This is a genomic window from Enterococcus sp. ARL09-542, assembly GCF_005234805.1.
GTDB classification, from domain to species: Bacteria; Bacillota; Bacilli; order Lactobacillales; family Enterococcaceae; genus Enterococcus_D; species Enterococcus_D gallinarum.
The window spans coordinates 124,899-136,981 of the sequence record NZ_QPQX01000005.1; the positions used below are offsets into that span (position 1 = coordinate 124,899).

General features: G+C 39.9%; 10 protein-coding genes, 1 tRNA gene and 1 other annotated feature (1 of these 12 only partly in view). Of the genes, 6 read left to right on the top strand and 5 right to left on the bottom strand.

What is annotated here, in order from left to right; all coding sequences use genetic code 11:
• Window positions 1-36, bottom strand: a sequence feature (ribosomal protein L21 leader region); it reaches 36 nt to the left of the window's first position.
• 145 nt (window positions 37-181) lie between these two features.
• Entirely contained in the window at window positions 182-829 is a 648-nt protein-coding gene (locus DVW06_RS07505) for a uracil-DNA glycosylase (RefSeq protein ID WP_003126176.1), read from the top strand.
• A 19-nt stretch (window positions 830-848) separates the two neighbouring features.
• On the opposite strand, the gene leuD is transcribed toward DVW06_RS07505, so the two are convergent.
• Genes leuD through DVW06_RS07525 form a run of 4 tightly spaced genes read right to left on the bottom strand, consistent with a single transcriptional unit; the run spans window position 849 to window position 5,373 of the window.
• Window positions 849-1,439 carry a 3-isopropylmalate dehydratase small subunit gene (gene leuD / locus DVW06_RS07510; RefSeq protein WP_005471126.1) on the bottom strand — a complete coding sequence of 197 codons (591 nt, stop codon included), beginning with the start codon at window positions 1,437-1,439 and terminating at the stop codon, window positions 849-851.
• Entirely contained in the window at window positions 1,439-2,818 is a 1,380-nt protein-coding gene (gene leuC / locus DVW06_RS07515) for a 3-isopropylmalate dehydratase large subunit (RefSeq protein WP_003126173.1), read from the bottom strand. Before leuC ends, leuD begins: the two co-directional genes overlap by 1 nt.
• Window positions 2,819-3,856, bottom strand: coding sequence for a 3-isopropylmalate dehydrogenase (leuB, locus tag DVW06_RS07520; protein WP_005471123.1), 1,038 nt, complete (start codon window positions 3,854-3,856; stop codon window positions 2,819-2,821).
• Window positions 3,853-5,373, bottom strand: a complete 1,521-nt coding sequence (locus DVW06_RS07525; protein WP_137264530.1) for a 2-isopropylmalate synthase — start codon at window positions 5,371-5,373, stop codon at window positions 3,853-3,855. Before DVW06_RS07525 ends, leuB begins: the two co-directional genes overlap by 4 nt.
• 618 nt (window positions 5,374-5,991) lie before the next feature.
• Here DVW06_RS07525 and DVW06_RS07530 point away from each other — a divergent pair.
• The 4 genes from DVW06_RS07530 to DVW06_RS07545 all read left to right on the top strand — a co-directional run bounded on the left by DVW06_RS07530 (window position 5,992) and on the right by DVW06_RS07545 (window position 9,100).
• A complete protein-coding gene (locus DVW06_RS07530) occupies window positions 5,992-6,687 on the top strand; it encodes an O-methyltransferase (RefSeq protein WP_003126170.1) in 696 nt (231 codons plus the stop codon).
• A gap of 89 nt (window positions 6,688-6,776) precedes the next feature.
• Window positions 6,777-6,850 (top strand) — tRNA-Arg (locus tag DVW06_RS07535).
• Window positions 6,851-7,063: 213 nt separating this feature from the next.
• Window positions 7,064-7,666 (top strand): hypothetical protein, encoded by a 603-nt coding sequence (locus DVW06_RS07540; protein ID WP_005471120.1) that lies wholly within the window; start codon window positions 7,064-7,066, stop codon window positions 7,664-7,666.
• A gap of 153 nt (window positions 7,667-7,819) precedes the next feature.
• Window positions 7,820-9,100, top strand: coding sequence for a Y-family DNA polymerase (locus tag DVW06_RS07545; RefSeq protein ID WP_005471119.1), 1,281 nt, complete (start codon window positions 7,820-7,822; stop codon window positions 9,098-9,100).
• 693 nt (window positions 9,101-9,793) lie between these two features.
• Here the strand turns inward: DVW06_RS07545 and bsh are convergent.
• Window positions 9,794-10,768, bottom strand: a complete 975-nt coding sequence (bsh, locus tag DVW06_RS07555) for a choloylglycine hydrolase (protein WP_003126166.1) — start codon at window positions 10,766-10,768, stop codon at window positions 9,794-9,796.
• A gap of 269 nt (window positions 10,769-11,037) precedes the next feature.
• Between bsh and DVW06_RS07560 the strand changes: the two genes are divergently transcribed.
• Window positions 11,038-11,910 carry a helix-turn-helix domain-containing protein gene (locus tag DVW06_RS07560; RefSeq protein ID WP_005471117.1) on the top strand — a complete coding sequence of 291 codons (873 nt, stop codon included), beginning with the start codon at window positions 11,038-11,040 and terminating at the stop codon, window positions 11,908-11,910.
• Window positions 11,911-12,083 lie beyond the last annotated feature (173 nt).

Here is a 12,083-nt window from a genome sequence, read left to right on the forward strand (position 1 = left end):
TACTTAATAACTTGTTCTGTGCGGTTGTAGCTGTGGAGTCCACAATTACAACAGATTAACTTTATCAAAATGTTTCCGTAAAGTCAATGAAAAATAATGATTTATTTTTGTCATGCCGCTTTACTATTTTTTTTAAGTAAGTTGTTTTACTATAGAAGAAAGAAACAAATGAGGTGTTAAAATGAACTACCCAAAAAAACTAGCTGAGCCAATCATTGAACAATCAAAAGCCTATCAGCTTGAAGGTTTTGTTCCTGGTCAAGGACCGCTTCATCCCAAATTAATGATCGTTGGTGAAGCACCTGGACGGACCGAAATCGAGAATTTTATTCCTTTCAGTGGCCAAGCAGGCAAAGAACTGATGGCCTCTTTGGCGTTAGTCGGACTGACACGTGAAGAGGTATATATCACGAGTGCAGTACGGAGCCGTCCCTATTCGATCAAAGAACGAATCAACAAACGAAGTGGCGCACATGAAGTAGTGCACCCCAATCGAACGCCAACAAAAAAAGAAGTCTTGTTGCATGCGCCTTTATTGGATTACGAAATCCAAAAGGTGGATCCGCCTTTGATTGCTACGGTTGGAAACATCGGGTTACAAAGATTATTAGGCAATCGCTATTCCATTACAAATGTTCATGGGCAGCCAATCAGAAGTGCGATCCAACAGTTGAATGCTGAAAAAAATGGTTATACGTGGTCTGACAAACAATACCTGATTGTTCCAATGTATCATCCCGCTGCCATTTTTTATAATCGAACATTGGCTGAACGGATCCATCAAGATTGGTCTGGCTTGAATCGCATCAGAGAGCATGGCTTGCACTAGCATCTCGCAATTCTGTCTTTTAGTTGCGGCGATAATGAGGGATTGTTTTTTCATAAGCAGTGATTTTTTCTTCTTCTTGCAACGTGATGCCAATCTCATCTAATCCATTGACCAGTTTATGCTTCCATGTTGCATCGATCTCAAAAGGATAGACCGTTTGTTTGACAGTTACGTGCTGTTTGGGAAGATCAATAGCGATCCTCTCATCAGGAGCCAATGCTGCCAATACTTGACGAGCAGAAAGCGATAAAACGATAGGCAGCAAGCCGTTTTTCGTTGCATTCATATAAAAAATATCGCTAAAACTGCCGGCAATCACTGCACGAAAGCCGTAGTCCATCAGCGCCCAAGCCGCATGTTCACGCGAAGAACCAGAACCAAAATTATCTCCAGAAATGAGGATAGATGCTTCTTTGTATTCTGGAAAGTTCAAAATAAATTCAGGATTTGAACGGCGATTTGATAAATAGCGCCAGTCATCAAAAAGGTATTGACCAAATCCTGTCTTTTCAACCCGTTTTAAATAATTTTTCGGTAAAATTTGATCCGTATCAATATTATCATTCATTAATGGGATCGTTTTCCCTTGATAGTAAGTGAAGGCTTCCATTAATTTTTCCTCCCGACGATTTCTCGAACATCTACAAAGCGTCCATAAACAGCGGCAGCCGCAGCCATTGCTGGACTGCATAAATGGGTACGGGCATTCTTACCTTGACGTCCAACGAAGTTCCGATTTGATGTAGAAGCACAATGGACGCCCGCTGGTACTTTATCTGGATTCATGCCTAGGCACATGGAACAACCAGGCTCTCGCCATTCGAAACCTGCATCTTTAAAGATCTGATCTAACCCCAGTTTTTCTGCCGCTTTTCTAACTGGACGTGATCCTGGAACCACGATGCCTGTGACCCCATCTTTGATTTTTTTTCCTTCCAAAATAGTTGCGGCTTCTTGCAAGTCAGAGAGTCGACCATTTGTGCAGGAACCGATAAAAATATATTCAATTGGAATATCTTCGGCTCGCTGTCCAGGGTGCAATGCCATATATTGATAAGCTTGTTCATCATTATGGTCACGAATTTCAGGAAAGACTCCACTGATAGGCACTCCCATCTCAGGATTGGTTCCCCACGTAATATAAGGTTCCAGCTGAGAGGCATCAAGAGTCAGTTGGGTATCAAAAACAGCATCTTCGTCGGTTTTTAGCGTTTGCCAGTCTGCAATTGCGTCAGCGAGCTCTTTGGGTGCATATTCCCGACCCGCGACATAAGCAAAGGTTGTTTCATCAGGGGCAATCAGCCCTATCTTCGCCCCACCTTCAATCGACATATTACAAATCGTCATGCGCTCCTCCATTGACAGATTCCGGATTGTTTCTCCATAAAATTCAATGGCATGACCTACTCCAAAATCCGTACCGTGAGTGGCGATCAGGGCAAGAATGATATCTTTAGCGTAGACGCCTGGTTGCAAAGTTCCCTTGATCTCAATCCCCATACGTTTTGGTTTCGTTTGCCAAATCGTTTGAGTTGCAAAAACATGCTCCACCTCACTTGTGCCAATACCAAAAGCGATAGCTCCAAACGCGCCATGTGTGGCTGTATGTGAGTCTCCACAAACGATCGTCTTCCCCGGTTGTGTCAGACCGGTTTCCGGGCCAACCATGTGTACGATTCCTTGTCGGGCTGAGCCATTGTCACATAACTGTATCCCAAATGCTTGGCAGTTGTTGCGCAGTGTATCTATCTGTTTCTTTGCAACCAAATCCGTGATCGTAAAAATATCTTTAGTCGGGACATTGTGGTCCATCGTTGCAAAGGTCTTTTCAGGGCAACGAACACGCCGGCCAGCTTGCCTCAGTCCTTCAAAAGCTTGAGGAGAAGTCACTTCATGGATCAGATGCAGATCGATATATAACAGCTGTGCCTCACCTTCTTCCAGCACTACATGACGTTCCCAGAGTTTGTCAAATAATGTTTTCCCCATTCAGTAGCCCCCTAATTTTTTGATTACCGCATTCGTAAATTCTGTTGTAGTAGTATTCCCTCCAAGATCACAAGTCACGACCCCATCTTCCATCACTTGATAGCACGCCTGCTCCATCTGATCAGCAATTGATTTCATCCCAAAAGAAGTTAGCATCATCCCCACAGACAGAATCATTGAAATGGGATTAGCAATATCTTTGCCGGCAATATCCGGTGCTGAACCGTGAATCGGTTCATACAGTGAAACCCCAGAAAGACTATGACTTGCACTAGCCAAAACACCTAATGATCCTGGTAGGACTGACGCCTCATCGCTGAGAATATCGCCAAAAAGATTTTCAGTCACAATCACATCGAATACAGTTGGCTGTTGCAAGATCTTCATAGCGGCAGAATCAACATATTGATGTGTTAACTGACAATCGGGAAATTCTTGCGCTACTTCATTCGCCACCTTTCGCCATAATTTGCTTGTTGCCAAAACATTGGCCTTGTCCACGGACACTACTCGCCGTTGTCTAGTTCGTGCGATCTGAAACGCCTTTCGTAAGATACGGCGAATCTCTTCCCTATGGTAATAATTCAGATCCGAAGCCTCTGTTGTCGATAGCTTTTTTTCTCCAAAATAAATGCCGCTCGTCAATTCTCTTACCAGTACCAGATCGGTTCCTTTAACGATCTGCTCTTTCAAAGGAGAAAAGGGTAAAAAAGCATCCGTTACTTTGATGGGGCGAATGTTGGCATAAAGATCAAGCGCGCGCCGCAAGTCCAATAAACCTTTTTCCGGTGTATAAGCTGCATTTTCCCACTTGGGATCCCCAATGGCTCCGAGCAAAATGGCATCCGCTTGCTGACAAGCTTGCAATGTTTTTTTTGGCAGTGGTGTGCCATACTGCTCAATGGCTTGTCCGCCAAATGCATAAGACTCAAAAGAGAAATACGGGTTGCTTGGCAAACACGCCTTTACAATTTGCAATGCACTGGTCATGATCTCCGGTCCGATGCCATCACCAGCAAGAACGACGATTTTCTTCATTTATTCTCGCCTCGATTCTTCAAAGCAGCGCTGGCTTGTACATAGGCTTTTGCAGAAGCTTGCAACACATCAAAATCAACACCGATCCCACTGATTTGTCGGTTTGTCTCTGCGCATTCGATAGCTACATGAACTTCTGCTTGCGCATCTTCTCCACTCGTAAGAGCCGTGATTTCATAATTTAGCAGTCGCGGTTGCTGATCAAAAATCTGGTCGATCGAATTATAGATTGCTTGAATGCTCCCAGCGCCAATTGCTGAGGCAACATAAGATTGATGATCTTTTGTGATCGATACCACGGCACCTTGATGACCATTGGAGACATATTGTAGCTGAACAGCCTCTAATTCAACGCCCTCTGTTTGCGTGCGACCTTGATCCGCTGCTAACGCCAGCAAATCCTGCTCCGTTACTTGTTTCTTTTTGTCTGCCAGTTCTTTGAATCGTTTGAACAATGCATTTGTTTCCTCAGAGTCAAACTGATAGCCTAATTGATTCATCTTTTCTATAAACGCATGCCGACCAGATAATTTTCCCAGCGGTAGCGAATTTGTTTGAACACCGACTAATTGCGGCGTAATGATCTCGTATGTCTCAGGATTCTTCAAGACGCCGTCTTGATGGATGCCCGATTCATGTGCATAGGCGTTTCCTCCAACGATCGCTTTATTCTTAGGAACAGCGATCCCTGATAGTCGAGCGACTAGGTCACTGGTTCGTTTGGTTTCGCCTAACTGGATATTCGTTGTGCAGTCATAGAAATCTTGACGCACATGCAATGCTAATGCCACCTCTTCCAACGCCGTGTTTCCGGCCCGTTCACCAATGCCATTGATCGTTCCTTCCACACGAGTGGCTCCGTTCTCAATAGCTGCCAGAGCATTCGCCGTTGCCATTCCCAGATCATCGTGACAGTGGGAGGAAAACATAATCGGTTCCTTGCTTTTGGTATTGGCAATCAAATAGGCAAATAATTCGCCATAGGCAGTGGGATTACTATAGCCAACGGTATCTGGAATATTGATGATGGTCGCCCCGGCATCGATCGCTGTTTGAACCGCTTCTAACAGAAAATCTTTTTCTGTGCGGGTCGCATCTTCTGGAGAAAATTGAACCTTGTCAAATAAGGTTCTAGCATAGGTAACATGTTCTTTGATTGCTCGGATTACTTCTTCTTTAGTCATGGCTAATTTATAACGGCGATGGACTTCACTGGTTGCCAAAAACACATGGATCTGGGGACTTACTGCTTGCTTTAATGCCTCATAAGCGCGATCAATATCTTTAATTTGACAGCGTGCCAGACCTGCCACTGTCATCGTGGCTACAGCAGTTGCGATTGCTTGAACCGCTGCAAAGTCTCCTTCCGAAGCAATTGGAAAACCTGCCTCAATTGTATCAATTCCCCATTTTTCCAGCTGTAAAGCAAGCTGTACCTTTTCTTTCGTATTGAAATTCACTCCTGGAGTCTGTTCTCCATCTCGAAGGGTGGTGTCAAAAAACTGGATCTGTCTCAAACTGATTCCTCCTCTGGCTCATTTGTTCTTTTAGGGTATAAAAAAAGCACTCCATAAAGGTCTTCCCTTTATGCAATGCAAATAGGACTCTTCTGTTTCACGTCATCAGATCATGAAATACAAAAAAGAGTCCTCACGGTAATAATAAGTTGCTAGTGTTCATCGGCCTATTTCTATTCATTTTATTCACCTGTCACTTTCTGCTTCTCGTTACCTTATATAAGAAGATACCGAAAGACACTGCATCTGTCAATGCTTTTAATTGAATTTTCTGAATATTTAGATAGATAATATTAGAGAAAAAGAAATAAAAGTGTCCTTTTCTCTCTTCATATCTCTTAGAAGTAAGAAATTATTTTGAAATACGTTCCTTTAAAACAGATTTTTTTCAGCGAATACTGGTTATATCTTCACAGACTCTTAACACAATTTAAACATTGCTCTGTTAGTATCATTGTATACCAAAAATTATTTTTCAACCTTTCTCCCCTACCAGTCATTCGACTGGTTTTTTTGTCTTACTGAGCAAAAGATCTGTTCTTTTCCCAAGTAGAAAGGATTGAACTCAAAGAGAGTTATCCGTATAATAAGTAACAGAAATTATTTAGGAGGATCAGGATGCGTAACGAAATGATGCATCGTCCAGTAGTAAAAAAAGAACTAGTGGCGTTTATGCGGGAAAAACAAAAGCAATTAACTGGGAAATTAGGTCAAATCGAACAGGCAGCTCATGAAAAAGAAGTTCCTATTATTCCGCATGAGACAGTGGTGTTCCTGCAATTTTTATTAGGACAAATGAAGCCCAAGCAAATATTAGAAATCGGTACAGCAATCGGCTTTTCTTCAAGTTTGATGGCACAGTATGTAGGTGATGGTCACGTAACTACCATCGATCGCTATGATGTCATGATCAAAAAAGCCAGAGAAACTTACAAACAATTGGGCCTTGAGGATAAAGTCACTCTTTTAGAGGGACAGGCAGCAGACGTTTTGCCGACACTTGATGGCCCTTACGATTTTATTTTCATGGATAGTGCAAAGTCTAAATACATCGAATTTTTACCGGAATGCTTACGACTTTTACGTAAAGGCGGCGTGTTAATGGTCGATGACGTCTTTCAGGCAGGAACGATTTTAGATCCTATAGAAGACATTCCACGAGGACAACGGGCCATCCACCGTAAACTAAACCTTTTCCTCAATACAGTGATGGATCATCCCCAACTGACTTCTAGCTTAATTCCCTTAGGAGATGGCGTTATCCTTATTACGAAAGAAGCAGATCATGTGGACGTGGCTACAACTAGCGAGTAACGAGTCATTTTAAAGAAAGTTGGCAAAAATAGCGAAAAGCGATTGACATTAGGCGCTCCTTTTTCTATAATGTTATTTGTTGCTGACTTGTCATAGTAGCTCAGCTGGATAGAGCATCCGCCTTCTAAGCGGACGGTCGGGGGTTCGAATCCCTCCTGTGACGTTATTTAACCGTCGAGAACCCTTGTTCTTGGCGGTTTTTGTTTGTTCTTGTGCCAAATGTGTGCCAAATTGATTTAGTTTTTTTGAAATTAGGCTAACTAGAAAGTTGAATTATATATATAAGCGCCAAATAAGTTATAGATTCTTTACCTCTTTTTCTGATACAATTAAGAAAAAAGAAGAGGAGTTTATAACGAACATGAAAAAAGTTTAATTGGGTGTTTTTATTGGTATCAATTTATTATTCTTATCGGCTTGCTCAAGTCCCGAAGATAAGAAAACAGTTACTCAAGGTTCTGCCACTGCTCAAACCGAATCAATTGTTGAATCTTCTGCTGAAAATACTACTGAAAGTAGCACCGTAGAAAGCAATAGTGCCACCGTGGACCGTGCCGAATATTCAGCGAATTTTTCAGAAGATTGGAATGGCCTGACCACGAACATCAATAAAGTAGTGATTGTAGAACTATCCGATGATGAGATTGAAATGCAAGGTCTAGAAAATAAATACGCTGTTCAAGTATATTTCGAAATTACCAACAATTCGGACATGGATTTTGATACTTATCCAGACCAAGCAACAATGGTTGTGGAAGGTCAGCAAATCGAAGCTGAGATGTTTTTAAGTGATAGTATTGGTGGAGAAATCTTAAGCGGTGTAACAAAAGAAGGAATTGTGACATTTTCAGTACCTAAAATAGAAGATGTTAGCAACGTTTCTAATATTCGATTGAAATGGTCTGCTAGCTACGACACCGAAAATTATGACGAGGATAATTATAAAGATTTTGATGTTACATTCGATTTAACTAAATAATCGATGAGTGGCAGAACTTATACTAAGGTTGTTTGATATGAATAAAATCATTAAAATTGCTCCTACCTTATTTGGTAGAGAGCTTTTTTTATTTTCTGTTCGCTTTACAAAACGAACGTAAGTTCGTATACTTTCCGTAAGGAGTGAGCTATTATGGGAAGTTTTCGATACGAACTTGAGCCCAAACGTGACATTCTTTTTATTGATGTAAAATCATTTTATGCTTCAGTTGAATGTGTTCAACGTGGATTTCACCCAATGAAGACCATGTTGGTTGTCATGTCCCAATCTGATAATACAGGAAACGGACTGGTTCTTGCTGCTTCTCCATTGGCAAAAAAGAAATTGGGAATCTCAAACGTTACTCGTGCTGATAATTTACCGAACCATCCGCTCCTATTCAAGGTCCCTCCACGCATGAACTTATATATAAAAGAAAATCTGAAAGTAAACAATGTATTTAGAAAATATGTAGCCGATGAGGATCTACTCCTCTACTCTATTGATGAATCAATGATGGACGTAACTAAATCGCTGAACTTGTTTGTGCCAGACAAAAGCTTGTCTCGAAGCGAAAGACGATGGCGACTAGCTAAGATGATTCAACGTGATGTCTATGACACGACAAAGCTATACGTGACGGTTGGGATTGGAGACAATCCTCTTTTGGCCAAACTAGCATTAGACAACGAATCGAAGCATAATAAATCACTTATTGCGGAATGGACCTATCAAGACGTGGAAAGCAAGGTTTGGAACATCTCTCCTATCACAGAATTTTGGGGCATTGGATCACGCACACAAAAACGACTTGAGCGAATGGGTATAGAAACGATTGAGCAACTTGCGAAGGCTAATCCTGATTTGTTGCGAAGTCGAATGGGAATTATTGGTGAGCAGTTATATCATCACGCTAATGGAATTGATCGAACAATAATCTCTGAGCCAGCTCCTCAGACGAGAGACAAGAGTTATGGTAATAGCCAAGTACTAAACAGAAATTATTATCTCCAAGATGAAATCGAGATTGTTGTTAAAGAGATGGCTGAACAGGTTGCTGCACGTATTCGTAGACATCACTGCCAAACTTCTTGTGTTTCCATTTACATTGGTGTTGCTTTTGGAGAAACACAAAAAGGGTTCTCACGACAGATGACGGTCCCACCTACTGATAACACAAAGAAGCTAGTTGAACATTGCCTTTTTTTATTTCGTAAATATTATACTGGTCAAGTCGTCCGTCATGTAGGTATCACCTATTCAAAGTTAATTTACACATCAAGTATTCAGCTTGATTTATTTGCTGATGCTGAGGAGCAGATAAAGCAGATTAAACTGGATAAAATCATCGATAAAATACGTGAAAAGTACGGATTTACTTCTAGTTTTGATAACTTCTCATTTTTTGTTAACCCATCACCAATATCTAAATAATGTAAAATTCCTTGTTGTTTTTTCGATGTATCTTTAACCAAAATAACTATTGTTACTCCCGTCATGATATCAAAAATATTTCCTCCTTCAATTTTTGATTGTTCTTTAGTTTTCCCTCTAATGGCTCCTTTTAGGTTCAAAATATAAATAGCAGAAAATTCGTCTATCAAAGATTTACGCATTCCATCCATGGCATTTCCATCTATAAATGAATTATTAGTAATGAAACCAATAACCCCATTTTCTTTGATTTGGTTGCTAGCCCAACGAATTGCACGAATATACGAATCAATTATCCAGAAGGATAAAACTCATGAACTTCCTTAATTGAAATTACTTAGGTGAACCCGTATTCAAAAAACGTTGTTTTACCGCTAAGGACCCTTGGCCTTAGCGGTTTTTGTTTTGCTTTGTGCCCAATATAAATCAAAGATGCACTCTTTGTTCAACCAAAAAGTGCATCTTATCAAACTAGCAAGTTCTTTTATTTTTTCATCTCACGAATGTCCGAGTTATCACGAAAAAACTGTAACACACGGATTCATAAATCAATTATCTAAAGACGTTGGTCATTGCTGCTAGTCATCAATCATCTTCTGTCGTATTTCTTAGCAATAAAAACCAACTTCTCTTTCGATCACGTCATCCAAGCGATACGTACGCTACCGTTGTTCTCTGAAAGTTATTTACCGATTAATTAGCAACGTGTATTTGCTGTTGTTCAACTAACGGATAACTAATCAGTTTTTCACTGTCTAGGTCTTCTTTATGCATATCTACGGCGACGATTTGACTATTTTCATAGGTCCGATAGTAATAAATCCCTTTGTCGACATTGCAGCAAGAAGAATAAATGGTATATTCATATTTCCCGTCTCCCACATCACATAATCCTTTTTGCTGTTCGACAGACCCTAAAATATGGAAAAATTGGCTGATACTTTCTGATTCTGAATCACCAGATACAGAATTCAGTTTTGTGAATGCAGCCTTCACAAATCGAGACATCGAGGACAAATCCCCAGGCAACCCAATTCCGCCCATTCCTCGACTATACTCATTCAATTCGATTGCATCTGAGAAGGTATTGGTTGGCGTTTTACTAGATAAAGAACGATAGTTATTTAAATTAAACAAATGATAGTCAAAAGAAGGATTGTTCGTTAGGACACCAACAGGATTATCATAGATATGAAGTCCGTCTTTCATACTTTCTACAACGATTGAAGACTCTTTATCCGCTAATAACCAGTGTAAAGGCGACAGCGGAAGATTTTCGCTAAAATTGATATTAACCAAATTGATTTTATTCAACAATTCTTTTGCTTCAGCTACTGTGCTGCATTGCCCTAATATCCAGGGAATGAATTCAAATGGTGTGACATTGTCTTTATTCTCAACCGGTTCTTTGTAATCTGCAAAACCAGCAAAATTTAACCCAGCCATGCTTAAACCTTTTTCATTGGTAGCATCATAATACAGCGGATAATCCGCTATACCAGCAGCAATCCCGATCATCGCATAATGCTGTGATAACTCACCAACTTTTCGAAAAGACAGCTTATAGTTCCTAGGAGTAATCGTGACTACTTCTTCATAAGACAGCTCATAATCAAAGTTTCTACCAAAATAGTGATCTCGCGTTGAATAAGTAATTGATGTACACATATTTTTTCCTCCTAATGTTCTTTTTTTCACTTATATTTTACTCCTATTCACTTTTTTTTCAAAAGAAATGATTGTGTCTCGAACTCAGTTCTTTTATTGGTTATAATCATCTCTAGGAAAATGAACGTTAACAAGTACTCTATTCGTACTTTTCAATAAAACTTATCGTTGTTACACTAGATTTCATACCTATCGTAAAAAAGCATTAATTATCAAAAAACCTTCCAATAAAAGATGTATTCTACATACAAGGAGGCAGTGAGGTGATTATGGATTATACAAAAGACATTCAACTGGCATTACTCTACATTGAAAATAATTTGACTGGCGATCTCTCCTCAAAAGAAATTGCAAAAAAAGCCGGCATGTCAGAATTTCATTTTCAGCGTGTATTTAAAAAACAACTGGGCATGGGAGTATATAAATATCTTCAAAAAAGACGTATGGCCCATGCTTCCCTACTACTTTTGAAGAGCGAATTGAAGATTATCGAAATTGCTCTGATCAGCGGTTTTTCCTCACAAGAGGCGTTTTCCAGAGTTTTTAAGTCCTATTATCAACTCCCTCCTCGACAATATAGAATCCAATTTAAAAACTTTTTTAGGGGGAATCAAAAAATGTGTGAGACAAAAATAAATGGCTGGTTGCTTTCTGGAAATAATTTTGACAAATATGAAGTGACAATTGATCAAATGAATTTTCATAGTGGAAATCAGTCAGTAAAAATGAGCCAAACAGAGAGCTTATACACAGAGAATTTTGCAACTGTTATGCAACAAGTGAGTGCAAAAAATTACATTAATCAACGTGTGCGATTAAGCGCATACCTAAAATCAGAATCAATTGAAGGTTGGGGAGGAATTTGGTTGAGAATTGATGGCAAAAATTTTGAACAATTAGCGTTCGATAATATGCAGAATCGTCCAGTAACAGGCACAAATGATTGGAATTATTATTCTTCTGTCTTAGATGTCTCACAGGAAGCTGAAGTTTTAAATTTTGGGTTTTTGTTGCAGGGAAAAGGCACTTTGTGGGCTGATGATTTTTGTTTAGAAATCGTTCCCAATGATATTCAAACAACCGAATTTAATAGTGAACAGTATTACCCAACGGAACCCCAAAACTTGTCGTTTTCGGAATAAGAATAGTTAATAAATGAGCTACAGTAGAATTCAAGATGCCACAAGACCTTATGGAATACTACTGTGCTTGAAGGATCCAAGCAAAAATCCTGCTCCCCTCCTTTTCTTATACGAAAAAGAAATAGCATTCTGAATCAATGCGAGGTAAAATAAAAGAAAACTTTTTACCAATC

Excerpts from the sequence above, each read along its gene's own strand:
- leuD (WP_005471126.1), bottom strand. The coding sequence starts at position 1,439 with ATGGAAGCCTTCACTTACTATCAAGGGAAAACGATCCCATTAATGAAT.
- DVW06_RS07560 (WP_005471117.1), top strand. The coding sequence starts at position 11,038 with ATGGATTATACAAAAGACATTCAACTGGCATTACTCTACATTGAAAAT.
- DVW06_RS07505 (WP_003126176.1), top strand. The coding sequence starts at position 182 with ATGAACTACCCAAAAAAACTAGCTGAGCCAATCATTGAACAATCAAAA.
- leuC (WP_003126173.1), bottom strand. The coding sequence starts at position 2,818 with ATGGGGAAAACATTATTTGACAAACTCTGGGAACGTCATGTAGTGCTG.
- bsh (WP_003126166.1), bottom strand. The coding sequence starts at position 10,768 with ATGTGTACATCAATTACTTATTCAACGCGAGATCACTATTTTGGTAGA.
- DVW06_RS07545 (WP_005471119.1), top strand. The coding sequence starts at position 7,820 with ATGGGAAGTTTTCGATACGAACTTGAGCCCAAACGTGACATTCTTTTT.
- DVW06_RS07530 (WP_003126170.1), top strand. The coding sequence starts at position 5,992 with ATGCGTAACGAAATGATGCATCGTCCAGTAGTAAAAAAAGAACTAGTG.
- leuB (WP_005471123.1), bottom strand. The coding sequence starts at position 3,856 with ATGAAGAAAATCGTCGTTCTTGCTGGTGATGGCATCGGACCGGAGATC.